Below are 26,174 nucleotides of genomic sequence, written 5' to 3'. Positions count from 1 at the left end.
AGTTACTGTTCCGTTTGCATTTAATGTCAATCCTGTTGGAACCGTGATTCCGGTCAATTTTACTTCTCCTGGATTTGTTCCAATAACAACCGGATTTCCGTTTAGAGTATCGTTAGCTGTTAAAGATGCTGTTGTTCCTCCTGTATTGCCATTAAGTGATATTGTTGTTTCTGTAACAGCGTCGATTGTTGGTTTTCCAACAACAACCACTGAAATTACTGTATCACAGTTTGTTGGATTTGTAATTTCACAGATGCTGTATTCCACGTTATAGTTTCCGGCTGCAGTATTCGCTGCAACAGTTACTGTTCCGTTTGCATTTAATGTCAATCCTGTTGGAACCGTGATTCCGGTTAGTTTAACTTCTCCGGGATTTGTTCCAATTACAACCGGGTTTCCTTTTAGAGTATCGTTAGCTGTTAAAGATGCTGTTGTTCCTCCTGTGTTTCCGTTGATGGATGTTGTCGTTTCCGTTACAGCGTCAATAACTGGAGCAACAACTGTTATTTTAACTGATGCTGTACTGCAATTAGTTGTATTTGATTTTTCACAAATTGTGTAATCAAATGAATAAGTACCAGCAGGAGTTTGTGGTTTAACTGCTACTGATCCATTTGTAGTATTAAAGGTCAAAACAGAAGGTAAACTACTTGCTAAAGTAACATTTACATCACTTGTAACTACAGCACTACAGTTTAAAAGGTCATTACTTAAAACATTTGAAATGGCAACTCCTCCAGAAAATCCATTAAGTGAAGACACAGTATCATCATTTGCTTTAATTGGGCCTACTACTTTTACCGTTTGCGTACAAGTTTGCGTATTTCCTGAAACATCTTTTGCTGTCCAAGTCACAGTAGTAACTCCGATTGGAAAGCTTGATGGTGCATTATTGGTAACCGCGATTGTTCCGGTACAATTGTCAGTTGTTGTTGGTGTTCCTAAAACAATTCCTGTAGCAACACATGAATTGGCATCGGCTACAGCCGTAACATTCGACGGACAGCTAATTGTTGGTTTTTGGGCATCGGTAACTGTTACTGTTTGAGTACAAGTCTGCGTATTTCCTGAAACATCTTTGGCTGTCCACGTAACGGTTGTAACTCCGATTGGAAAGCTTGATGGTGCGTTATTGGTAACCGTGATTGTTCCTGTACAGTTGTCAGTTGTTATTGGTGTTCCTAAAATAACTCCTGTAGCAACGCATGAATTGGCATCGGCTACAGCCGTAACATTCGACGGACAGCTAATTGTTGGTTTTTGGGCATCGGTAACTGTTACTGTTTGAGTACAAGTCTGCGTATTTCCTGAAACATCTTTGGCTGTCCACGTAACGGTTGTAACTCCGATTGGAAAGCTTGATGGTGCGTTATTGGTAACCGTGATTGTTCCTGTACAGTTGTCAGTTGTTGTTGGTGTTCCTAAAATAACTCCTGTAGCAACGCATGAATTTACATCGGCTACAGCTGTAACATTCGACGGACAGGTAATTGTTGGTTTTTGGGTATCGCTAACTGTTACTGTTTGAGTACAAGTCTGCGTATTTCCTGAAACATCTTTGGCTGTCCACGTAACGGTTGTAATTCCAATTGGAAAACTTGATGGTGCATTATTGGTAACCGTGATTGTTCCTGTACAATTGTCAGTTGTTGTTGGTGTTCCTAAAATAACTCCTGTCGCAACACATGAATTGGCATCCGCTACAGCTGTAACATTCGACGGACAGGTAATTGTTGGTTTTTGGGTATCGCTAACTGTTACTGTTTGAGTACAAGTCTGCGTATTTCCTGAAACATCTTTTGCTGTCCACGTCACAGTAGTAACTCCGATTGGAAAGCTTGATGGTGCATTATTGGTAACCGTGATTGTCCCTGTACAGTTGTCAGTTGTTGTTGGTGTTCCTAAAATAACTCCTGTCGCAACACATGAATTGGCATCGGCTACAGCCGTAACATTCGACGGACAGCTAATTGTTGGTTTTTGGGTATCGGTAACTGTTACTGTTTGAGTACAAGTCTGCGTATTTCCTGAAACATCTTTTGCTGTCCACGTAACAGTTGTAACTCCAATTGGAAAACTTGATGGTGCATTATTGGTAACCGTGATTGTCCCTGTACAGTTGTCAGTTGTTGTTGGTGTTCCTAAAATAACTCCTGTAGCAACACATGAATTAGCATCGGCTAGAGCCGTAACATTCGACGGACAGGTAATTGTTGGTTTTTGGGTATCGGTAACTGTTACTGTTTGAGTACAAGTCTGCGTATTTCCTGAAACATCTTTGGCTGTCCAAGTCACAGTATTAACTCCGATTGGAAAGCTTGATGGTGCATTATTGGTAACCGTGATTGTTCCTGTACAATTGTCAGTTGTTGTTGGTGTTCCTAAAATAACTCCTGTCGCAACACATGAATTGGCATCCGCTACAGCTGTAACATTCGACGGACAGGTAATTGTTGGTTTTTGGGTATCGCTAACTTTAACTGTTGAAGCAGCTGATGTATTTTCACAAGTCGTAGTAGTATTTGTAACTTTAACTTTATAATCTCCATCAGCTGTAACAACTAATGTAGAGGCTGTTTGCCCTGAAATTACAAGATTATCTTTATACCAAACATAAGCAGCAGGACTTGTATTGGTAACTGCTGTCAATGTAGTATTATAACATGAAGTTAGTACTCCTGTTACGGAAGCTGTTGGAGTCGGATTTACGGTTATGTTTCTTGTAGCGTTTGCATCATTACAACCACCTGTTCCTGTAACTTTATATGTAATCGTAGCTGTACCTGCAGCAATTCCTGTAATTAATCCACTTTGTGCATTTACTGTAGCAACTGCTGTATCACTACTTGCCCAGCTTCCACCCGAATTTCCATTTGATGTAAAAGTAGTCGTTCCTGAAATACAAATATTTTGTGTACCTGACAACGTACCTGCATTTGGCGCCATTGCGGTTGTTACCACAACAGGTTTAATATCTGAACATCCTGAAGATGTGGTTCCTTTTATATAATAGGTACCCGCTGTAGCAGCAGTTGGTGTGCTATATGTTATTGTAGCAGCCGCATCTGTCCAATATGAAAATGTTAAATTAGCTGTACTTCCTGTTGTAATTGCAGGAACAGTAATATCAACTTTTGAAGGTGCACATACTGAAGCAGGATTCGTAACAATAACTGTTGGTAAAGGATTTGGCGTTGTTGAAGCACTAGCCGAATTATTTGCTGAGTTAGTATCCGAAACAGATGCGGGTATTATTGCTGTATTGGTATAAACTCCGTTAGCATTTACTTTAGCAACAATTTTTAATGTTACGGCTATACCTGCATTGATATCACCAATACTCCAAACTCCTGTTCCTGAATTATAACTTCCTACCGATGGAGTTGAACTTACAAAAGAATAACCCGTAGGAAGCAAATCATTTACAGAAACTCCTGTAGCATTATTTACGCCTAAATTAGATAAGGTTAATGTAAATTCGACATTGGACCCCACACACGGTGTTGCTTTGTCTACTGTTTTTGTAATACCTAAGTCCGTACATAAAGTAACTGTTACAGGTTTTGATTGAGTCTGCGCACCACAAGTTAAAGTTGACGCTACGGAATATGAACCTGTTTTAGTTGCAGTATATGTATTTGAATTGGCACCTGTAATAGCAGTTCCATTATAATACCACTGATATGGAGTGAATCCACTTGGAGTTGATAACATGGCTGAACTATTAGTACAACCACCTCCCGAAATATAACTGAAAGTTGGATCTTCTGGCTGAACAGCAAAATTTGAGAAAAATCCTGCCATAGAGAATCCTCCACCTTGTTGTACAATCGAAACCGTTAATTTAGCATCACTTGATATGGAAAGAACATCCGGACTTCCGATCTGAGTGTCTTCAAAATTTATCAAATACCATCCTGTCGTTCCCAATTGATGACGCGGAGAAACTCCTGATTTTGTTTCGATATCTACACTATTTACATATACTTTTGATACTGCATCTTTTAAAAGAACATATCCAAAATAAGGTAATGAACCTGTACCGTAATTTCTAAATTTTGCTGTCTCTATAAATTTCGATCCTCCACATTCTGAGACAGGAGCAATTGTCGAAATATCAACTTCACAAGATTGAGCTGTTCCTGAGTAGACAACAACATTGTTATCTGCAGAAACTCTTGAAGCTGAAAAATTAGCTCCCGAAACACCATTCAAAAAAGTAAAAAAACTACCCGCTGTTGCTAATGTTGTTGTTTTTGTTGATACTAAAGCTCCGGTTACCGAATAAGTATCTACAATAACTTTTGTATTTGGTTTAGTTGCAATTACAGTAGTTTGTTCTGCCGTATCGTTTCCTTTTCCTCTTTCTATAAAATATTCTGAACCTAAAACCGCTTCTGGCGGAATTTGATTAAAAGCTCCATCTCCACAACCATTTGGTGTATCAATAAAAGCAGAAGTATTCATAACACTTGGGTTTGAAGTTTCTACTAAAGTTCCAATTGCTGCTTTGAATAAATAACTTTGTCCTGCATTTAAAGTTGCTGTTACAACACCTCCAATTGTTACGGTTGTTCCGTTTGTAATTGCCATTACACTGTAAATTGGACGTTGATCACCGTAATTATTGAAATTTCCAAGAGAACCATCTCTATAATATCCAACTCTAAATCTTATCCCGATTCCGGCATCACCAAAACTAGTCAATGCTGCATTCCCTTTAATATCCTGATCAGAACCATCGCCACCCAAGGCATCAGAAGCTACGTTTCGTAAATTAATAGATATCGGAGCACTACCCGTAACGATTAATCCTGCAGCATTTAAAACTGTATTAAACGCAAACGCAGGAGCTGCACTCGGTTTTCCTGCAAATCTATATATTGCAGGTGTTCCTTTTGAAGCTGTAAGTGTTGTTATAACTGTACCATCACTTTTTGAAACGGTAATATTTACAGTTGCTGTTGAATTCGTCGCAATAACAATTTCATTTGCTTTACTAAAATACTGCCAAGGCGCTGGCGCTATATAATGCTTGGTATAAAACTGAGCCGAAGCATTATAGCTAATCATTAAAAATAAAATAAAAGTAAATAGTTTAATTGAATTAAACTTTCTAAGAGTAAAGTTACACATAGACAACTGTAATTTGAATAATAGAAATATTAGATGCTGAAAAATCAAACGATATGTTCAGCATATAGGACAGATACGATAAAAGAAAGGAAATGGATTTTGAAAATCTCATAAAAGATTTTTCAAGAACAATGCAAAAAGAAAGTAGTGTTTGGACCATAAGTAATTATAGGTTCAAGACTAAAATTGTCTCTGGATTAAATTAGTAGTTTTGGAGCCGCGAAATTATATAAAGCCCTCTATACTAAATACTTTCGTCGACAAACTACCAAGATAAACGTTGAACGGCACTTTTTATCAGCAAAAATTAACTTAAGCATGCGCATAAATTAACTATTTGATAATAATAATGCAGAAAATTCTTAATTTTTTATCAAATCTTTTGTTTTTAAAGAAAAAGATGCGAAAACAACAACAACACCTTACAAACAAACAAGTGAACATTCAATCTAACACTCTATAAATCAATCTGTTATTGTTTTTATTAAAACAAAAATAACCTACAACTTTTTACAGCCATATTAGGAATATTATTCAAAGAAAAAATAATCGAAGAAAAAACAAAAAAAAGGAATAAATTTACATTTAAAATGTAGAAAAATTAAAAATAACTTTTATTCAAGAAACTTAATATTACGTTTTAAGCCCTCGAATTTTGTTCTTTTGATAGGAGAATTTTTAAAAACAGTACGAAAAGTTTCTTCTGTAATTTCAATCCAGTCTTTTTTTGTAAAAGAAAGCAAATCAGGATTAGGATTGAATAATGGTTCTGAATGCGATTTTGAGAATCTATTCCAGGGACAAACATCCTGGCACGTGTCACAGCCAAACATCCACTCGTCAAATTTACCTTTCATATCATAAGGGATATTTTCTTTTAATTCGATGGTGTAATATGAAATACATTTGCTGCCGTCAACAACATGAGGGGCAACTATCGCTTGTGTGGGACAAGCATCAATGCAGGCTGTACAAGAACCGCAATGGTCTGTAGTGGCATGATCATATTCAAGATCTAAATCGAGAATAAGCTCTGCAATAAAATAAAAAGAGCCTACTTTTTGGGTTATGAGATTGCTGTTTTTTCCAATCCAGCCCAAACCACTTTTGGCCGCCCAGGCTTTATCCAGAACCGGAGCAGAATCGACAAAGGCACGCCCGGAAACATCTCCAATATTTTCCTGAATAGAAAAAAGAAACTCTTTTAATTTCTCCTTGATTACAAAATGATAATCCTGACCATAAGCATATTTAGAGATTTTGAAACTTTCCTGAGTTTGAGATTCTTCAGGATAATAATTTAATAAAAGCGAAACGACACTCTTAGCATCATCAACCAATAAAGTAGGATCTAATCGTTTGTCAAAATGGTTTTCCATATAAGCCATTTTGCCATGACTGTTATTCTTTAACCAATTTTCAAGTCGGGGCGCTTCCTGTTCTAAAAATCCAGCTTTGGAAATACCACAAGAAAGAAACCCAAGCCTTTTTGCTTCAGCTTTTATAAATTTTGAATATGTTTCTTTAGCATTAATTGTCATCTTTTAGAGAATAAAACTTTTACTCCAACAGGCTTCAATGTAATTAATGGATTGAACTGTATTTCACTATTGACAGATGTAATAGTGAATTTTTTTACTAAATAAGAAATCGTCAAACACATTTCATAAATAGCAAATCCTGCTCCAATACACATTCTGGGTCCTGCTCCAAATGGATAAAAATATTGCATTGATTGTTTCTTCTGTTCACCCAGAAATCTTTCTGGTATAAATTCTTCCGGATTTTCCCAATACTTTGGATTTCGGTGTAATTCATAAAAAGAAACACCAATTAATGTTCCTTTCTTAATATTATAACCCGCTAAATTATCATCTTCAACATTTTCCCTGTCAGTAATCCAGGCTGGCGGATACAAACGCATAGCCTCATTTAAAACTGCATTTGTGTAAGTCATTTTCTGAAGCTGCTCAACAACATTTTCCGTTTGAGATTCAATAGCTGTAATTTCATCTAAAACTTTTTGTTGTATCTCAGTATTTGTTCCCAAAAGATAAAGCGTAAAAGTCAAGGCATTTGCAGTAGTTTCATGACCGGCAATAAATAGAACTTTAATCTCATCAACCAATTGCTTTACAGACATTCCTTCTCCTGTATCTTCATATCGTGTTTCTAAAAGCATATTAAGTAAATCATTAATATCTTCTTTAGACCTGCTCCTCTCCTCAACAATCTCCCTGATAATACTATTGTTCTCTTCTGCCAATTCAAGATGTTTCTTAACCTGACCAGTTACAGAAAACCACCAGGCTTTATGTGGAAGCCTAATTTCTTTAATTAAAAAATTCTGTACTTCTTCGATAATATATTTAATGCGAATTAATTTTTCTTCTGAAATTGAAAGTTCGAAAAGAGACTTCGCAACAACATTAAAGGCTAACTGGCTCATAATTGGAAAAAGATCAACAGGTTTTTCCTCAATTAAATCATCAAGCTCTAAAACAATTGTTTGATTCATATTTTCAACTAGCTGATTCATCTTTTGCTTATGAAATGCAGGTTGAATAAGCCTTCTTTGTTTTAGCCAGAAATCACCGTCAACAGTTAAAAGTCCTTTTCCTAAATATTTAGAAAGATAAACAGACTGAAACTTAGATTTATGATAGTTCTTTTGATTTTTTTGCAAAATATATTGGGCAACTTCATTATCTCTTGATAAAATTATGTGCTTAGAAAAGCCAATTCTTAGAGAAAAAGAATCTCCAAACTTATCAAAATATCTTTTATGAAAAGGAATAGGATTTTTACGCACTCCTTCAGCATCCAAAAAAAATCTAAATATTGAAAGTCGGTTAGGGTAATTATATTTTTTATTCTCAGACATTTTAAACAGAATTAAAACAATCCGCCCTGAATGTTAGTATTTATTTTCCCTAAATGCTTATAAGCTTTATCAGTTACTTCACGTCCACGTGGTGTACGCATAATAAACCCCTCCTGGATCAGGAATGGTTCATAAACCTCTTCAATTGTTTCACTGCTTTCAGAAACAGCAGTAGCTAAAGTTGAAAGTCCGACAGGTCCGCCTTTAAATTTATTGATGATAGTCAACAAAATTTTATTGTCCATTTCATCAAGACCATGAGCATCAACGTTTAATGCTTTAAGAGCATAGCGGGCAATTTCAATATCAATAGTCCCGTTTCCTTTTATTTGAGCAAAGTCTCGAACTCTTCTTAATAATGCATTTGCAATACGAGGTGTACCACGGCTTCGTCCGGCAATTTCAATTGCCGCGTCAAGCGAAATTGGCATTTTTAATATCGAAGCACTTCTCTCAACAATCGTCGTTAAAAGTTCCGTTGTATAATATTGTAGTCGGGATGAAATTCCAAAACGCGCACGCATTGGAGCGGTTAATAATCCAGATCTTGTTGTTGCACCAATTAAAGTAAAGGGATTCAAATTGATTTGCACTGTTCTGGCATTTGGCCCAGATTCAATCATAATATCAATTTTAAAGTCTTCCATAGCCGAATATAAATACTCTTCTACAATTGGACTTAAACGATGAATCTCGTCAATAAACAAAACATCCCTTTCATCAAGATTTGTCAATAAGCCGGCTAAATCACCAGGTTTATCCAAAACGGGACCTGAAGTAATTTTAATCCCTACTTCAAGTTCATTTGCCAAAATATTAGCCAAAGTAGTTTTTCCAAGTCCTGGGGGTCCGTGAAAAAGTGCGTGATCTAATGCTTCTCCACGTTGGTTAGCAGCTGCCACGAAAACTTTTAAATTTTCTAAAACTTGGTCCTGTCCGGCAAAATCATCAAATGACAGCGGACGCAATCTTTTTTCAAGATCTAGTTCTTCAGGGTTATATCCTTTTGTAGTAGGATCTAAGTTTTCATTCATCTTACAAAGATAGACAAAGTAATCAGTTTGTAAAACAGATAATTTTTAATAAAATTCAGAACTTCAGGAACAAATCTGCATATCTAAATTCCCAATTCCAATAATTGAGAACATTTCCGTAATTGAAATTTTCAGCTAAATACTAATTTCCAAAAACAAAAAAGGCCATCTTTTCAGATGACCTTTCTTTATTATTTCTTAGTGGTGTAAAACTTCTTCACCTTCTTTCATTGGTACATTTTGAGGGACAAAATCTACATCATGATTTGGGTTACTGTAGTCATACGGCCAACGGTATACGTGAGGAATTTCTCCTGGCCAGTTACCGTGAATATGTTCTACTGGAGTTGTCCACTCTAATGTTGTTGATCTCCATGGATTTTGAACAGCTTTCTTACCGTAGAAAATACTACTAAAGAAGTTGTATAAGAATACTAATTGGAACGCACCTCCTACAAGAGCAAATGTTGTAATTAAAACATTCACATTTTGTAAATCATCAAATAATGGGAAGTTTGTGTTTGTATAGTAACGTCTTGGTAAACCAGCTAATCCGATAAAGTGCATTGGGAAGAATACTCCATAAGCACAAACTGCCGTTACCCAAAAGTGAATATAACCTAAGTTTTTATTCAACATTCTTCCGTACATTTTAGGGAACCAGTGGTAAATACCAGCAAACATTCCGTAAAGTGCAGATATACCCATTACTAAGTGAAAGTGAGCAATTACGAAGTAAGTATCGTGAACGTTAATATCTAAAGTACTATCTCCTAAAATGATTCCAGTTAAACCTCCAGTAATGAAAGTAGAAACCATTCCGATAGAGAATAACATCGCAGGGTTGAATTGTAAGTTACCTTTCCATAAAGTTGTAATCCAGTTAAATGCTTTTACAGCAGATGGGATTGCAATCAATAAAGTGGTAAAAGTAAATACAGATCCTAAGAAAGGATTCATACCTGAAATAAACATGTGGTGTCCCCAAACAATAGTTGATAAAAATGCAATTGCAAGAACAGACATAATCATCGCTCTGTATCCGAAAATTGGTTTACGAGAATTCGTAGCCATAATTTCAGAAACAAGTCCCATTGCTGGTAAGATTACAATATAAACCTCAGGGTGACCTAAGAACCAGAATAAGTGTTCAAATAAAACTGGAGAACCACCTTGATAATGTAAAACCTCTCCTGCAATATAGATATCAGATAAGAAGAATGAAGTACCAAAACTTCTATCGAAAATCAATAATAATGCAGCTGACAATAATACTGGAAACGAAATAACACCAATAATAGCTGTTACGAAAAATGTCCAGATTGTAAGAGGAAGTCTAGTCATAGACATTCCTTTAGTTCTTAAGTTGATTACAGTAACAATGTAATTTAAAGATCCCATTAAAGAAGATGCAATAAAGATAGCCATTGAAACTAACCATAAAGTCATACCTGTTCCAGAACCTGGAATCGCTTGTGGTAAAGCACTTAATGGTGGATAAATTGTCCAACCTGCAGAAGCTGGACCAGCTTCAACAAATAATGAAGACAACATTATTACAGCAGACAAGAAAAACAACCAATATGAAATCATATTCATGAATCCAGAAGCCATATCTCGCGCACCAATTTGAAGTGGAATAAGTAAGTTACTGAATGTTCCACTCAAACCAGCCGTTAGTACAAAGAATACCATGATGGTACCGTGAATTGTTACTAAAGCCAGATAAATATCATTTGCCATTACACCGTCTGGTGCGAATTTGTCTCCTAATAAAACATTAAAAATTTTAAAAGACTCCTCTGGCCATGCTAATTGCATTCTGAAAAGCAAAGACATTGCAATACCAATAATACCCATGATAATACCTGTAATCAAGTATTGCTTAGCAATCATTTTGTGATCAATACTAAAGATATATTTAGTAATGAACGTGTCTTTATGATGGTGTTCGTGCTCGTGATGATCGTGTCCGTGATCGTGATCGTGCGCTTCTGCTGACATATATGTGTACTTTAAATTTTCTTAAATAAATATTATTTCATAGCAACTTTAGCTACAGCTGCTTTTACAGTATCGATAACTGCTTTTACAGTATCTTTAGCAATAGTACTAGCGCTATCTGTAGTAGCTCCTGCTCCCTCAGCTGGTTTTTCTGCAGCTGCTGCCGCTTTAATATCCTGAGCTAAAGTAGTTTTTTCACTTAACCATTTTTTATAATCTTCCGGAGTATCAACAACAACTTTCATTTGCATGTTGTAGTGAGAAGCTCCACAAATTTTATTACATAATAATAAATAATCAAATGTATAAGGATCTAAAGCTGTTCCACCTTTTGCAACTAATTCTGTACTTTTTTCAGATCTAAGTTTGTTAATGTTTGCAACTTTCTCTACCATAAATGGCAACTCTCTGTATTCAGCAGTTGTATAAGTTGGAATAAAAGCAAACTCAGTAACCATTCCAGGTACACAGTTCATTTGCGCTCTAAAGTGAGGCATATAAGCTGAGTGTAATACATCTTGAGAACGCATTTTGAAATGTACTTTTTTGCCTTTTGGTATATGCAATTCAGAAACAATAATATCATCCTGAGCATTAGGATCAGACATGTCAACACCTAAAGTATTTATACCTTCGATTAAACGAACGTTAGCTTTTCCTAAAACATTATCTTGACCTGCATATCTTGCAGTCCATTTAAATTGTTGAGCATATAATTCAATTTCAATTACATCTTCATCTTTATCAACAAACATAATATTGTTCCATGCATACAATCCATAAAGAATTAAACATGCTAAAACTACAGATGGAATTATACTCCAAATCGCTTCTAATTTATTACTATCAGCAAAAAATAATGCTTTTCTATCTTTATGTCCTCTGTTTTTAAAAGAAAACCAATATAATAAACCCTGAGTAATAAACTGAACTACAAAAATTAAAACCCAAGTAATATTCATTAAACTATCCACTAAAAGCCCATGCTCTGAAGCTGGCGTATGAAGCGCTAAACCACCCCATTTTAGTAAACCGTAAATTGTAAATATATATATGAATGCCAGAAAGCCAAACATAACATATCCCTGAATATTATTATCATTATCTGATGCAACCTGAGAATCGTCCGAAGAAGATCCTACCTGAGTAAGATCAAATATCTTGGTCAATTGCCATAATGCAACTGCTAATAAAACTAAAACTACAATTACCAACAAACTTGTCATCTGTTTATTTCTTTAAATATTAATAATGAAAATGTTTACTTTCTTCAATGAAAGGATTTCTTTTTGCTAACAGAGGAGCTTTAGTCAATGCAGTAAATACTACAAAAATAAACAATCCTAAGAAGAAAAGAATAGATGCAATTTCAGAAACTCCAATAAACCATTTATCTCCAACTGTACCAGGCATAATCATATTAAAGAAATCAACATAGTGACCTAATAAGATAACAACACCAGCCATTACAATAACCCAGCTTAAACGCTTAAAGTCTGTATTGATTAATATCAATAATGGAAAAACGAAGTTCATAACTACAGCTCCAAAAAATGGCAAGTTGTATAATTGAATTCTTGTTACAAAATAAGTTACCTCTTCAGGAATATTAGCATACCAGATTAACATGAATTGTGAGAACCATAAATAAGTCCAGAAAACACTGATACCAAACATAAATTTAGCTAAATCGTGAATGTGACTTGTATTTACATATTCTAAATATCCTTTAGATTTCAAGTATACAGTTACTAATGCGATAGTAGTAATTCCACTTACGAAGAAAGAAGCAAAAACATACCATCCAAATAAAGTACTAAACCAGTGTGGATCAAAAGACATAATCCAATCCCAAGACATGATAGACTCAGAAACGATAAAGAAAACTAAGAATCCAGCAGATAACTTAAAGTTCTTTTTGTAATATAGATCATCATTAGCTTCATCTTGAGCTAAACAATTTTTTCTTGAATAATGACGGTATAAATTCCATCCTAATAAGAAGATTCCCGCTCTAACAATCCAGAAAGGAAAGTTTAAATATCCCGATTTACCTGCAATAATTTCATCATAGTTTGCACTATTTGGATCTGTTACTCCCTCTCCTAACCATACAAAAATATGATTAAAGTGTAAACCGCAAAGAACCAAAATAATAAAGAAGATTACAGAAGCAACAGGCAAATAAGCTGTAATACCCTGCATAACTCTAAACAAAACTGGAGACCAACCTGCCTGAGCAACTTGTTGAATAGCATAAAATGCTAAAACTCCCATAGAAAGCAACAAGAAGAAAATACAAGCAACATACAAAGCAGACCAAGGTTTGTTTTGTAATTGGTGCAATACATGCGTTAAGTGTTCTTTGTGCTCATCAGCAGCACCTACTTCTGCATGTTCTCCGCCTTTATGTGATTCATGTGAAACTTCAGCAGCTTCATGATGCCCGGCATCTTTATGAGAAGCTTCAGTCGCTTCTGCATGCTCAGCTCCATGAGAACCATGTGCATCCGCAGCTAGAATTTTTTCAACTTCTTGAATATCTTTAGGAGCAGTTAAAAAACCATATCCAATTCCTAAAACGCCAACGGCCATTAGGATGATAGAAAAAGTTTTTAATTTACTTGAAAATGTATACATATCTATTACGATCAGTTTGTTCAACAATTATAATTGGCTTTTTAGTTTTAGAACATAGTCAGCAACTAACCAACGTTCGTGGGCACTTAATTGATTTGCATGTGAACCCATTGCATTTAAACCATAAGTTTCAACGTGAAAGATACTTCCTTCAGTAATTACTCTGTCTTTATAGCTAGGTACTCCAAGAAATTTTTCTCTTTCAACCAATTTACCTTTACCGTTACCAGTTGCACCATGACAACTGATACAATAAATTTCGAAAAGTTCTTTTCCTTTTCCAGAATTTCTTTCGATAGAATCCAAAGGTGATTTTAAATTAGCTTTAGCCAATTCATAACCTGCTGTTGAATTTTCATATTCATAAGGCTCAAAACCTCTATTAATAGTTCCTTCTACAGGAAGCTGTCCTTCTTTTCCACCTTTAAATATTTTTGCCTCTGAATAAGTTTCATAACCTACAGATTCATACATATTAGGGAAATACTGATAGTTTGGTGCCGAATTATTGTGGCAAGATGAAACTAAAATAGTTATACCAACTAAAAGTGTTATTTTATATATCCTTTTCATAGCTACAATTAATTCTTTTCAATTACTTTAACTTCAACAGCTCCTGTACCTTCGAAAAAAGAAACAAGTTCTGCTTCATTATCATTTACAGCAACCTCTATTAAGAAGTGGTCATCTGTTGTTCTTACATCAGGATTTTCAGCTTGTTTGAATGGCCATAATCTACTTCTCATATAAAAAGTGATTACCATTAAGTGGGCAGCGAAAAATACAGTCATCTCAAACATAATTGGCACAAAAGATGGCATATTCTGAATGAAACTAAAACTTGGTTTTCCACCAATATCCTGAGGCCAATCATGAATCATAATATAACTCATCATTGTTGTTGCAACAGAAATACCAACACATCCATATAAAAAAGCACAAATTGCTAATCTTGTTGGTGCTAAACCCATAGCTTTATCCAATCCGTGAACTGGGAATGGAGTAAAAACCTCTTCAATATGATGATGAGCAGCTCTGGTTTTCTTTACTGCATCCATCAAAATATCATCGTCATTATAAATGGCGTATATTACTTTATTACTCATGATGTGAATCTTTATTTGCTCTTTCTCTAATGTAATTATCTCCTGTTCCTTTCAAAATTGTTTTAACCTCTGCCTGAGCAATTACAGGGAATGTTCTTGAGTATAATAAAAACAACACGAAGAAGAAACCAATTGTTCCAATAAAAATTCCAATATCAACAAATGTTGGTGAGAACATTGTCCAAGAAGATGGAAGGTAATCTCTATGTAAAGAAGTAACAATAATTACGAATCTTTCGAACCACATTCCGATGTTTACTACAATCGAAATAATAAATGAGAACATGATACTTGTTCTAAGTTTTTTGAACCACATAAATTGCGGAGAGAAAACATTACAAGTCATCATTGACCAATATGCCCACCAGTAAGGTCCGGTAGCTCTGTTTAAGAATGCATATTGCTCATATTCTACACCTGAATACCAAGCTACAAATAATTCAGTGATATATGCAACACCAACAATAGAACCAGTAATCATGATAATGATATTCATCAATTCAATATGTTGTAATGTAATATATGCTTCAAGATTAGAAACTTTTCTCATAACGATCAACAATGTATTTACCATCGCAAATCCTGAGAATACCGCTCCAGCAACGAAGTATGGAGGGAAAATTGTTGTATGCCATCCTGGAATTACAGAAGTAGCAAAGTCCATCGATACAATCGTGTGTACAGAAAGTACAAGAGGAGTAGCTAAACCAGCTAATACTAAAGATACTTCTTCAAAACGCTGCCAGTCTTTCGCTCTACCACTCCATCCAAAACTTAGGATAGAATATACTCTTTTATTGAAAGGTGTTATTGCTCTGTCACGTAGCATCGCAAAGTCAGGTAATAAACCAGTCCACCAGAAAACTAATGATACTGAAAGATACGTAGAAATTGCAAATACGTCCCAAAGTAATGGCGAGTTAAAGTTCACCCATAGAGATCCAAATTGATTTGGAATAGGTAAAACCCAGTATGCCAACCATGGACGCCCCATGTGAATAATTGGAAATAAACCTGCCTGAACTACTGAGAAGATAGTCATAGCTTCTGCAGAACGGTTAATAGCCATTCTCCAACGTTGACGGAAAAGTAATAATACCGCAGAAATTAATGTTCCGGCGTGACCAATACCAACCCACCAAACGAAGTTCGTGATATCCCAAGCCCAACCAACTGTTTTATTTAATCCCCATGTTCCGATACCGGTAGATACGGTGTAAATTATACAACCTAACCCCCAAAGGAAGGCTATTAATGCGATTGAAAATACAATCCACCATTGTTTGTTTGCAGGCCCTTCAACAGGTGCGGCTACATCTACAGTTACATCGTGATAAGATTTATCACCTATAACTAAAGGTTTTCTAATGGGTGCTTCGTAGTGAGACGACATAATCCTTTATATTGTTTCTTATTAATAATTTTACTAAGTATTTCTAACTTTTACGTGATAGAAAACATTTGGTTTTGTACCAACATGCTCTAATAAATGATACATTCTTTCGCTTTCTGCTAATTTAGCAACAGCGCTTTCTTTATCATTTACATCTCCAAACACCATTGCCCCAGATGAACAAGCTGCAGAACATGCGCAAGCATTGTTGAATTCATCTTTTGCCACAACTCTACCTTGACGTTTTGCCTCAAGAATAACAGCTTGTGTGCTTTGGATACAGAATGAACATTTTTCCATAACTCCACGAGAACGAACGTTTACGTCTGGGTTTAATACCATACGTCCTAAATCATCATTCATGTGGTAATCGAATTCACTGTTTTTGTTGTACAAGAACCAGTTGAAACGACGTACTTTATAAGGACAGTTGTTTGCACAATAACGAGTACCAACACATCTGTTGTATGCCATATGGTTTTGACCTTGACGACCGTGAGATGTAGCAGCAACCGGGCAAACTGTTTCACATGGTGCATGGTTACAGTGTTGACACATTACTGGTTGGAAAGCAACTTGTGGATTATCTCCAGGTTTTTCCATTTCATTAAATGTAGATAATGAACTAGATAGACCAGCAATGTTTTCTTTTCTTTCGTTATCACCTTCAAAAGTACTTTCAGAAGAATAATATCTGTCAATACGTAACCAGTGCATATCACGGCTTCTTCTTACCTCTGCCTTACCAACAACAGGAACATTGTTTTCAGCATGACAAGCAATAACACATGCTCCACATCCTGTACAAGCATTTAAGTCAATTGAAAGATTAAAGTGATGTCCTGTAGAACGATCAAATGATTCCCATAAATCGACTGTTGTAGCTTCAACCTCCTGGTGATCTAATGATACCATTGGTTGTTCATTCCAGTGTTTAGCATCTTTACTATTGAAGATCTCTAAAGTAGTTTCTTTAATGATATCTCCTCTACCCATTAATGTTTTTTGTCCCTGAACACAAGCAAACTCATGCTCTCCATTTGCTTTCGCAATAGAAACAGACTGAACACTATTAAAGTTTTTATATAAAGCGTAAGCATTTAAACCTACTTGCATTTCTTCTTTCAAAGCCGCTTTACGACCGTAACCAACAGCTAAACCAACTGTTCCAATAGCTTGTCCTGGCTGAACAATTACCGGTACATTTTCTAATTTAGAACCATCCGCAGTAGTAATTGTAGCATAACTTCCGTTTAAACCTCCGTTAGCAACAATTTCATTTGTTAAGCCTAATTTTTTAGCATCTGCATTTGAAACAGTAACATAGTTATCCCAAGAAACTCTTGTGATTGGATCTGGAAACTCTTGCAACCAAGGATTGTTTGCATGCTGTCCGTCTCCCATACCTGTTTTAGTATACAACACTAATTCAAAATCACCAGTTGATTTTGATTTTGAAACTGCATTTGCAGCAGCAGAATAATCAAAAGAACCACCAGCTAATGCACTAGAGCCAATTACAAAAATACCATCATGTAATACTTTATTCCAAGAAGAACCTACAATAATACCAGCTGAGTTAACCTTAAGGTAATCGTAGAAATTTCCAGAAACTCCGTTTAATGACAATAAAACGTCTTGAAATTGTTTTGTATTGAATATAGGACGAATAGTTGGTTGAGTTAAACTATAAGTACCTTTTGTAATTTCAACATCTCCCCAAGATTCTAAGTAATGAGGTGCCGGAGCAGCAATTGTAGAAATCGAAGCAGTTTCATCTTCTTTTAAAGAAAAAGCAACTGAAGTTTTTACTTTTTTCAATCCAGACACAAAAGAAGCTGAATCAGCTAATGTGTAAACAGGATTAATTCCACTCATGATTAAAGTATGAACACTTCCAGCATTCATATCTTTTATTAATTGAGATACAACCGCATTAGAACCTTTTCTAATTTGTCTTGTACCAGCTGTATTATAAGCTTCACTAGCCAACACCTGGTTGATAGCCAAAACTAATAATTGAGCATTTTTATCTTCAATTCCAGATATTAAAACTCCTTTAGAACCAGCAGCTCTTAACTGTTGGGCAGCTTTAACTACTTCTGTTTTGTACTTAGCTTCTAAAGAAACCGGAACAGAAGCACCTGCAACGATATTATATATTTGAACTAAAGCCTGTTTTTGATCAGCAGTTGTCATTGGGACACGCTTATCAGCAGCAGCTCCAGATAATGTCATATTTGATTCAAACTGAAAATGACGAGACATTTTTCCATTTTGAGGAATACGTCCCTGAGCATATCCAGCATCGTATCCACCACCTTGCCAGTCTCCTAAGAAATCAGCACCAACAGAAACGATTAATGAAGCTTTTGAAAAATCATAATCAACTAAAGCTCTTTCACCATATACAGTTTCAAATGCATCTAATGCGTCTGACGAAGAAACCGCATCATAAACAACATGTTTTGCATTAGGATTTTTAGCGATGAACTCAGCTATTAATTTTTCAGTAGATGGACTCGCCAAAGTATTAGTCAACAACACTACTTGTCCTCCTTTTGCTTTTGCATCAGCAAGACTTGACTTAATTTTCAAGTCAACAGCAGACCAGCTACTATTTTTACCTTCCAATTTAGGTTCTTTCAAACGCATGCTATCGTATAAAGCTAAGATAGATGCATGAATTCTCGCATTGGCTGAAAATTTAGCTCCAGAAATAGTATTGTTTTCAATTTTAATTGGACGACCCTCACGAGTTTTTACTAATAAGTTAGCAAAATCAAAACCATCAAAAACAGTAGTTGCATAATAATCTGCAACACCAGGAATGATTTGTTCCGGTTGTAACACATAAGGGATAGACTTGTGAACAGGACCTTCGCAGGCAGCAAGTGTAACAGCTGCTGTACTAAACCCTACGTACTTTAAAAAGTCACGACGTGAAGTTCCAGATGAAGCTAAAGCATCTGAATTTCCTAAGAATTCATCCGTAGGAATCTCTTCAACAAATTCGTTATTTCTAAGCGCCTCAACAATAGAACTATTTTCTAGTTCTTCAACACTTTTCCAGTATTTTTTGTTTGATGACATTGTATATAAATATTAAAATCTTAATAATTCGATTAATAGTGGCATTTACCGCATTCTAAACCTCCCATTTGCGCTGCAGTCAATTTTTCTACACCGTATTTTTTAGAAAGTTCAGCATGAATTTTATCATAATATGCGTTTCCTTCCATCTTAACATCAGTTTTTCTATGGCAATCAACGCACCATCCCATTGTTAATTTAGAATATTGTTTCATGATTTCAAATTCTTGTACCGGACCGTGACAAGTTTGACATTCAACTCCTGCAACAGAAACGTGTTGTGAGTGATTGAAATACACAAAATCAGGTAAATTATGAATACGAACCCATTTCACAGGTTTAGTTTTTCCAGTATACACTTGTTTAGTTTTATCCCAACCAACAGCATCATATAACTTCTGGATTTCACCATCATAAAATGCTTTACTGTGATCTGCAGTAGCAGTAGTTTCAGCAACTTCAGAAATGTTTTTATGACAGTTCATACAAACATTTAAAGAAGGAATACCAGCATTTTTACTTACACGTGCAGCAGAGTGACAATATTTACAATTGATCTCGTTATCTCCAGCGTGAATTTTATGAGAATAGTGAATTGGCTGAATTGGCTCATAGTTTTGATCTACACCAACCTGCATCAAAAATCCATACACAAAATAACCACTTGCCAAAAGTAAAAATATAGAAGTTACTAATACTAAAAATTGATTTTTAGCAAAAGCTTTCCAGATTGGAGTTCTAGCCTCTCTAGGCGCCACTACAATACCATTATTACTAGCAACTTTAGTTAATACTTTGTTTACCATGAATAACATGACAACCAAGATAGCCATTACCAAAGCAAGAGCACCTAAAATAATATTATTAGAAATTCCACTTCCTTCCTGTACACCACCGGTTGGCAATACAGCAGTTCCAGGAGCACCAGGAGCTGGCGCAGCTTTTTCTTCAGAAGTATAAGCGATAATATTATCAATATCACCTTCAGATAATTGAGGAAAAGAAGTCATTACAGACTTGTTGTTTTCTTCAAAAAGTTTTACTGCAACAGGATCACCTGACTTAATCATGTCAGAACTGTTATGAACCCACTTGTAAATCCAAGCCATTTCATGCTTAGCAGCAACTCCTCGTAGAGCAGGACCTGTTGATTTAGCATCTAGTTTGTGACATGCAGCGCAATTTGCATTAAAAAGTTCTTTCCCTTTTACTGGATCACCACCTGCAGTTGCAGCCGGAGCAGCAGCTTCAGGCGCCGCCGGAGCAGCAGCAGCATCTTGAGCAAATGAAGTTAGGGAGAAAATAAGCGTTAGCGATAAGCTAAGCAGCAATTTTCTTGAGATCGAATTATGGTTACCCACCTTTTTCATATAGTATAATAATTATCTACTAATTTTTGGTATGATTTTTTCTGTATTAGTTAAGTAAAAATCTATACCCTCTTTTAAAACTTGCACAAAAATACGACTTATGAACTATTCTCAAAACCTTAAAATACTCTTAAATATCAATTTATATCAATTCTAAATAATATCAAAATTTTTAATACAAACTTTAAATACTATTTTTGCATAAAAACCATCACATTATGAGAATTTTAACTCCTTCAAAAAAAGTTTTCTTAACATTAACAATGATAACTTTAGCCTACAACATTAATGCGCAAGACCAAAATTTAACATTGACTCAAGACCCGAAATTTGATCAATTATTAAATGATAAGCGTAAAATTAACACGTCGTTAACCACAAACGATACTTATAAAATTCAAATATTCAGCGGGAAGAGTGAAGAAGCAAAAAAAACCTTAACTGATTTTAAAAGAGAATATAACAACATTGATGGGACTATAATTTTTAACACTCCTAATTATAAAGTTCTTGTTGGAAATTTCAAAACAAGGATAGAAGCTGAACGTAATTTAGCCGAAATCAAGAAAAAATACAAAAGCGTTTTTTTAATCAAACCGAGCAAATAAGCCTTCTTTTAAAGAGACGATTTCAAAACCATTATATCAGGCCGTTTTCTTTATCCTAAGGTCACAAAAACAAACAAGAACATTCCTTGTGCTTTCTGAATAAATCTAACAAAACAGATCGTTTAAAACAAAAAAAGCCCCAATTTACATTGGGGCTTTTTATATTTATAAATATTATTTCAATTTTTTCTTGATAGCAACTTCATGGTAAGCTTCAATAACATCTCTTTCTTCTATGTCATTGTAACCTTTAATTTGAATACCACAATCGTAACCTTTAGAAACTTCTTTAACATCGTCTTTGAAACGTTTTAAGGCAACAAGCTCACCTGTATGAACCACTACTCCGTCTCTAATAACTCTAATTTTAGAAGTTCTCATAATTTTACCATCCATCACCATACAACCAGCAATTGAACCTACTTTAGAAATTTTGAAAATCTCACGAATTTCAGCAGTTCCTAAAATTTCTTCTTTCATTTCAGGAGCCAACATTCCTTCCATTGCATCTTTCAAGTCATCTATCGCTGCGTAAATAATAGAGTAGTAACGGATATCGATTTCTTCCTTATCTGCAAGTTGTCTAGCATTTCCAGCAGGACGAACATTAAATCCAATAATAATCGCATCAGATGCAGAAGCCAACATAACATCAGTTTCAGTAATTGCTCCAACTCCTTTATGGATAATATTAATTTGAATTTCTTCTGTAGAAAGTTTAGAGAATGAATCCGATAACGCTTCAACAGATCCATCAACGTCTCCTTTAAGGATTACGTTTAATTCTTTAAACTGACCAAGAGCAATACGACGACCAATTTCATCAAGTGTAATATGTCTTTGTGTACGTACAGATTGTTCACGCATTAATTGAGAACGTTTTGATGCAATTTGTTTTGCTTCTTTTTCGTCTTCAAAAACGTTAAACTTATCACCTGCAGTTGCAGCACCATCAAGACCCAAAACAGAGACAGGAGTCGAAGGACCAGCTTCTAAAACAATATGCCCTCTTTCATCATGCATTGCTTTAACTTTTCCATGATGTTTTCCAGCTAACATATAATCTCCAACTTTCAATGTTCCGTGTTGAACTAAGATTGTTGATACATATCCTTTTCCTTTATCTAAGAAAGCTTCAACAACTGTTCCTTGTGCTGCTTTATTTGGATTAGATTTTAAATCTAAAATTTCAGCCTCTAATAAAACTTTCTCTAATAATTCTTTTACTCCTGTTCCTACTTTTGCAGAAATATCATGTGATTGAATTTTTCCACCCCAGTCTTCAACAAGTAAATTCATACTAGCCAAACGCTCTTTGATTTTTTCAACATTAGCATTTGGTTTATCAATTTTATTGATTGCAAATATAATTGGCACTCCTGCAGCTTGTGCATGAGAAATTGCTTCCTTAGTTTGTGGCATGATATCATCATCCGCAGCTACAACAATAATAGCAATATCGGTAACCTGAGCTCCACGTGCACGCATCGCGGTAAACGCCTCGTGCCCCGGAGTATCTAAGAATGCAATTTTCTGACCATTATCTAAAGTAACTCCATAAGCTCCAATGTGCTGTGTAATACCTCCAGACTCACCAGCGATAACATTTTCTTTACGAATATAATCCAGTAAAGATGTTTTACCGTGATCGACGTGACCCATTACCGTAACAATTGGTGCTCTTGTTACTAAATCTTCTTCCTTATCTGCAACTACCTCAATAGCTTCTTCAATATCTACAGTAATAAACTCAACTTCGTAACCAAATTCATCAGCGACGATTGTTAATGTTTCTGCATCTAAACGCTGGTTCATGGTTACCATGATACCCAGTGACATACAAGTTCCAATTACTTTAGTAATCGGCACATCCATCATGATTGCAATTTCACCTACAGTAACAAATTCAGTAACTTTAATAGTTTTACTTCCTTCATCAAGTGCTCTTTGCTCATCATCAGATTTCTGACGGTGCGTTTCTCTTTTATCTCTTCTATATTTAGCTGCTTTTGATTTTCCACCTTTACCCTGAAGTTTTTCAAGAGTTTCTCTAATTTGGTTTTTTACTTCCTCTTCAGTTGGCTCAACTTTAGCAACAATAGCCGGACGGTTTCCTTTTACAAAACCAGGTCTTGCGCTTCTGTTTGCATTAAAACCTCCACCACCAGTGTTTGGAGTGATTTTATTAGGATTTGGTGTTCCCGGCGCATTACCAGTTGCTGGTTTTGGCGCACCCGGAGTTCCTGGCTTAGGAGCAATTCTTTTACGCTTATTTTTATTAGCGTTATTTCCTGCTCCCGGAGCACCCGGTTTATTTGGTGTTATCTTAGGATCTTCTTTCTTTTTCTTAGGCTTGTTAAATTGAGATAAATCAATTGTTTGCCCAGTAAGAGTAGTTCCTGATAATTTTTGATACTGAGTAGTGATAGTCTCCTCAGCCGTTGCAGGATCTGTTGAAACAACAGGTTCTGATGCTACTTTTGGAGTTTCAGCTTTTACTTCTTTTTTCTCTGTAATAATAGGTTTCTCAACCTTTTTCTCTTCAGAAACTACAGGAGCTACAACAGGTGGCTCAGGCTGTACAATTTCTTTTTGAACAGGTTTTTCTGGTTGAGTTGGAGTAACAACTGCCTTTGGTTCTTCGACTTTAGCCGGTTCCTCAACAGGTGGTGTAGAAACAACTGCAGGTTTCTTTGGATTTAAATCTATTTTACCAACTTGAACAGGCCCTGTAACAACAGCTCTCGCTTTGATAATCTCTTGTTGTTTTTGGCGCTCTTCGTCCTGTCTGCGTTTGTCTTCAATTTCTTTCTCACGCTCAACACGTAATGCTTCTTTTTCTTTTCTTTTTTCTTCTCCTACCTCTTTAGAAGCTTCCTTATTCCCCTTATCGCCCGCAAATTGGCTTTGTAGGATATTAAATTCGCTATCAGAAATTTTCGCATTTGGATTTGCATCAATAGCAATTCCCTTATCTTTTAGATAATCAACAGCTCTTTCTAACGAAATATTTAATTCCCTTAAAACCTTGTTTATTCTTATTACTCTCTCTTCAGACATATAACCTTTTTATTATTACCTTTTTCGTTGTGTTGTTAGAGCAGATACTCAGCTAACTCTTAGCTATCAAACTCTTCTTTTAGTATTTTCATAACGTCAAGAATAGTTTCCTCTTCTAAATCCGTTCTTCTTACTAAATCTTCTACTTCTTGCTTTAAGATACTTTTTGCTGTATCTAAACCTATTTTAGCAAATTCTTCAATTACCCAGCCTTCGATCTCGTCTGAAAACTCTGTTAATTCAACATCGTCTTCATCAGCAGTTGCACCTGCAACATCTCCTTCACGAATAACATCTAACTCGTAACCTGTTAGCTGACCTGCTAATTTAATATTGTGACCTCCTCTACCAATTGCCTTAGAAACTTCTTCTAATTTTAAGAAAACTTCAGCTCTTTTGTTTTCTTCATCAATTTTGATTGAAGAAACTTTTGCAGGGCTTAATGCTCTCGTAATAAACAATTGAATATTGTTTGTATAATTGATTACGTCGATATTTTCGTTTCCTAACTCACGAACAATTCCGTGAATACGAGATCCTTTCATACCTACGCAAGCTCCAACAGGATCAATTCTATCGTCATAAGAATCTACCGCTACCTTTGCTTTTTCACCAGGAATACGAACTACATTTTTAACTGTAATTAAACCGTCGAATACTTCAGGAATTTCTTGTTCAAATAATTTTTCTAAGAACTTTTCAGAAGTTCTTGACATGATAATCTGAGGCTTATTTCCTTTTAATTCAACGCTTTCAATAATTCCACGAACGTTATCTCCTTTACGGAAAAAGTCAGATGGAATTTGTTTTTCTTTCGGAAGTACAATTTCGTTTCCTTCATCATCAACTAAGATAACTACTCTAGGACGCACGTGATGTACTTCTGCAGTATAAATATCACCGATAATATCTTTAAATTGCTTGTAAAGATTGGTATTATCGTGTTCGTGAATTTTAGATATTAAGTTTTGACGCAATGCCAAAATAGCTCTTCTTCCTAAATCGATCAATTTAACTTCTTCAGAAACTTCTTCACCAATTTCAAAATCCGCTTCGATCATTCTTGCTTCAGTCAAGGTAATTTCTTCGTTCTCAAAATCAAGATCTTCGTCGGCAACGATTACTCTTCTTCTCCATATTTCCATATCTCCTTTATCAGGATTTATAATAATGTCGAAGTTATCATCAGAACCGTATTTTTTCTTCAATGCATTTCTAAACACGTCCTCTAAAATTGCCATAAGCGTTACACGATCAATAAGTTTATTATCTTTAAACTCTGAGAATGAATCGATTAATGCTAAATTTTCCATACGAATTCTTTAATTAAAATGTTACTGTAACAATTGCCTCTTTAATTTCTGTATAAGGTATTTGTTGCTCTTTTTGAACTGTTTCTTTTCCTTTTCCTACTTTTTTCGGTTCTCTTGCTTTCCAAGACAAAATTATAAAAACATCGTTAGCTTCTACTAATTCTGCTTCAATTTTTTCAGTTTTTGTAGTAACAATCAACGTTCTACCTACATTTTTCTTGTATTGTCTTGTCATTTTCAGAGGCGATCCTACTCCAACCGATGCTACTTCAAGCGAAAAATCCTGCTCTTCACGATCCAGATTATTCTCGATTGCGCGACTAATATCGATACAATCCTGCAACGCCACTCCATTATCCCCATCTAAACCTACACTAATTTTGAAAGAATCCGAAATAGCAAGATCAATCAAAAAGATTGATGGCTTTTCCAGGAGAGCCTCTGTAATTAGTTCGTTTACTTTTTCTTTAAATGTCATAATTTTATAAAAAGAGGGGACACTTAGTCCCCTCATTATTTAGATTTTAATAAAT

The 26,174-nt window shown here is 35.3% G+C and carries 16 protein-coding genes; 1 reads left to right on the top strand and 15 read right to left on the bottom strand.

Going from position 1 to position 26,174, the window contains the following annotated elements; all coding sequences use genetic code 11:
• The 12 genes from SD960_RS09890 to SD960_RS09835 all read right to left on the bottom strand — a co-directional run.
• Positions 1-5,073, bottom strand: a 5,073-nt coding sequence (locus SD960_RS09890) for an HYR domain-containing protein (protein ID WP_318802579.1), incomplete at its 3' end; no start/stop codon positions are given.
• Positions 5,074-5,750: 677 nt separating this feature from the next.
• Positions 5,751-6,677, bottom strand: a complete 927-nt coding sequence (queG, locus tag SD960_RS09885) for a tRNA epoxyqueuosine(34) reductase QueG (RefSeq protein ID WP_318802577.1) — start codon at positions 6,675-6,677, stop codon at positions 5,751-5,753.
• The gene (locus SD960_RS09880; RefSeq protein WP_318802576.1) at positions 6,674-8,020 is read right to left on the bottom strand and encodes a cytochrome P450; all 1,347 of its coding nucleotides are present in this window, start codon (positions 8,018-8,020) and stop codon (positions 6,674-6,676) included. The genes queG and SD960_RS09880 overlap by 4 nt, the downstream gene beginning before the upstream one ends.
• Positions 8,021-8,031: 11 nt before the next feature.
• On the bottom strand, positions 8,032-9,054 hold the full coding sequence (gene ruvB / locus SD960_RS09875) for a Holliday junction branch migration DNA helicase RuvB (RefSeq protein WP_318802575.1): 1,023 nt from the start codon (positions 9,052-9,054) through the stop codon (positions 8,032-8,034).
• A 198-nt stretch (positions 9,055-9,252) separates the two neighbouring features.
• Positions 9,253-11,058 (bottom strand): cbb3-type cytochrome c oxidase subunit I, encoded by a 1,806-nt coding sequence (locus tag SD960_RS09870; RefSeq protein ID WP_042566284.1) that lies wholly within the window; start codon positions 11,056-11,058, stop codon positions 9,253-9,255.
• A 32-nt stretch (positions 11,059-11,090) separates the two neighbouring features.
• Positions 11,091-12,284, bottom strand: a complete 1,194-nt coding sequence (locus SD960_RS09865) for a cytochrome c oxidase subunit II (protein WP_318802573.1) — start codon at positions 12,282-12,284, stop codon at positions 11,091-11,093.
• Positions 12,285-12,303: 19 nt separating this feature from the next.
• The gene (locus SD960_RS09860) at positions 12,304-13,698 is read right to left on the bottom strand and encodes a quinol:cytochrome C oxidoreductase (protein WP_318802584.1); all 1,395 of its coding nucleotides are present in this window, start codon (positions 13,696-13,698) and stop codon (positions 12,304-12,306) included.
• A 27-nt stretch (positions 13,699-13,725) separates the two neighbouring features.
• Positions 13,726-14,271, bottom strand: coding sequence for a c-type cytochrome (locus tag SD960_RS09855; RefSeq protein WP_042566281.1), 546 nt, complete (start codon positions 14,269-14,271; stop codon positions 13,726-13,728).
• A gap of 8 nt (positions 14,272-14,279) precedes the next feature.
• Entirely contained in the window at positions 14,280-14,804 is a 525-nt protein-coding gene (locus SD960_RS09850; protein WP_318802570.1) for a DUF3341 domain-containing protein, read from the bottom strand.
• Positions 14,797-16,197 (bottom strand): NrfD/PsrC family molybdoenzyme membrane anchor subunit, encoded by a 1,401-nt coding sequence (gene nrfD, locus SD960_RS09845; RefSeq protein ID WP_042566279.1) that lies wholly within the window; start codon positions 16,195-16,197, stop codon positions 14,797-14,799. The genes SD960_RS09850 and nrfD overlap by 8 nt, the downstream gene beginning before the upstream one ends.
• Positions 16,198-16,230: 33 nt before the next feature.
• A complete protein-coding gene (locus tag SD960_RS09840) occupies positions 16,231-19,290 on the bottom strand; it encodes a TAT-variant-translocated molybdopterin oxidoreductase (protein WP_318802566.1) in 3,060 nt (1,019 codons plus the stop codon).
• A gap of 32 nt (positions 19,291-19,322) precedes the next feature.
• The gene (locus SD960_RS09835; protein ID WP_318802563.1) at positions 19,323-20,660 is read right to left on the bottom strand and encodes a c-type cytochrome; all 1,338 of its coding nucleotides are present in this window, start codon (positions 20,658-20,660) and stop codon (positions 19,323-19,325) included.
• Between the two features lie 218 nt (positions 20,661-20,878).
• Between SD960_RS09835 and SD960_RS09830 the strand changes: the two genes are divergently transcribed.
• Entirely contained in the window at positions 20,879-21,268 is a 390-nt protein-coding gene (locus SD960_RS09830) for an SPOR domain-containing protein (RefSeq protein ID WP_318802562.1), read from the top strand.
• 174 nt (positions 21,269-21,442) lie between these two features.
• Here SD960_RS09830 and infB read toward each other — a convergent pair whose 3' ends face one another.
• Genes infB through rimP form a run of 3 tightly spaced genes read right to left on the bottom strand, consistent with a single transcriptional unit; the run spans position 21,443 to position 26,119 of the window.
• Positions 21,443-24,328, bottom strand: coding sequence for a translation initiation factor IF-2 (gene infB / locus SD960_RS09825; protein ID WP_318802561.1), 2,886 nt, complete (start codon positions 24,326-24,328; stop codon positions 21,443-21,445).
• A 59-nt stretch (positions 24,329-24,387) separates the two neighbouring features.
• Positions 24,388-25,641 (bottom strand): transcription termination factor NusA, encoded by a 1,254-nt coding sequence (gene nusA, locus SD960_RS09820; RefSeq protein WP_017498147.1) that lies wholly within the window; start codon positions 25,639-25,641, stop codon positions 24,388-24,390.
• A 13-nt stretch (positions 25,642-25,654) separates the two neighbouring features.
• Positions 25,655-26,119, bottom strand: coding sequence for a ribosome assembly cofactor RimP (rimP, locus tag SD960_RS09815; protein ID WP_073394998.1), 465 nt, complete (start codon positions 26,117-26,119; stop codon positions 25,655-25,657).
• Positions 26,120-26,174 lie beyond the last annotated feature (55 nt).

The organism is Flavobacterium sp. MMLR14_040 (assembly GCF_033657265.1).
Lineage (GTDB): Bacteria > Bacteroidota > Bacteroidia > Flavobacteriales > Flavobacteriaceae > Flavobacterium.
The sequence above is the reverse complement of the archived record's forward strand: the minus strand, read 5'-3'. Positions and strand labels throughout refer to the sequence as shown.

What these genes read in the sequence shown, in the direction of transcription:
- SD960_RS09880 (WP_318802576.1), bottom strand. Translation starts at nt 8,020, where the DNA reads ATGTCTGAGAATAAAAAATATAATTACCCTAACCGACTTTCAATATTT.
- SD960_RS09830 (WP_318802562.1), top strand. Translation starts at nt 20,879, where the DNA reads ATGAGAATTTTAACTCCTTCAAAAAAAGTTTTCTTAACATTAACAATG.
- SD960_RS09835 (WP_318802563.1), bottom strand. Translation starts at nt 20,660, where the DNA reads ATGAAAAAGGTGGGTAACCATAATTCGATCTCAAGAAAATTGCTGCTT.
- SD960_RS09870 (WP_042566284.1), bottom strand. Translation starts at nt 11,058, where the DNA reads ATGTCAGCAGAAGCGCACGATCACGATCACGGACACGATCATCACGAG.
- queG (WP_318802577.1), bottom strand. Translation starts at nt 6,677, where the DNA reads ATGACAATTAATGCTAAAGAAACATATTCAAAATTTATAAAAGCTGAA.
- infB (WP_318802561.1), bottom strand. Translation starts at nt 24,328, where the DNA reads ATGTCTGAAGAGAGAGTAATAAGAATAAACAAGGTTTTAAGGGAATTA.
- ruvB (WP_318802575.1), bottom strand. Translation starts at nt 9,054, where the DNA reads ATGAATGAAAACTTAGATCCTACTACAAAAGGATATAACCCTGAAGAA.
- SD960_RS09855 (WP_042566281.1), bottom strand. Translation starts at nt 14,271, where the DNA reads ATGAAAAGGATATATAAAATAACACTTTTAGTTGGTATAACTATTTTA.
- SD960_RS09860 (WP_318802584.1), bottom strand. Translation starts at nt 13,698, where the DNA reads ATGTATACATTTTCAAGTAAATTAAAAACTTTTTCTATCATCCTAATG.
- SD960_RS09840 (WP_318802566.1), bottom strand. Translation starts at nt 19,290, where the DNA reads ATGTCATCAAACAAAAAATACTGGAAAAGTGTTGAAGAACTAGAAAAT.
- nusA (WP_017498147.1), bottom strand. Translation starts at nt 25,641, where the DNA reads ATGGAAAATTTAGCATTAATCGATTCATTCTCAGAGTTTAAAGATAAT.
- SD960_RS09865 (WP_318802573.1), bottom strand. Translation starts at nt 12,284, where the DNA reads ATGACAAGTTTGTTGGTAATTGTAGTTTTAGTTTTATTAGCAGTTGCA.
- SD960_RS09850 (WP_318802570.1), bottom strand. Translation starts at nt 14,804, where the DNA reads ATGAGTAATAAAGTAATATACGCCATTTATAATGACGATGATATTTTG.
- rimP (WP_073394998.1), bottom strand. Translation starts at nt 26,119, where the DNA reads ATGACATTTAAAGAAAAAGTAAACGAACTAATTACAGAGGCTCTCCTG.
- nrfD (WP_042566279.1), bottom strand. Translation starts at nt 16,197, where the DNA reads ATGTCGTCTCACTACGAAGCACCCATTAGAAAACCTTTAGTTATAGGT.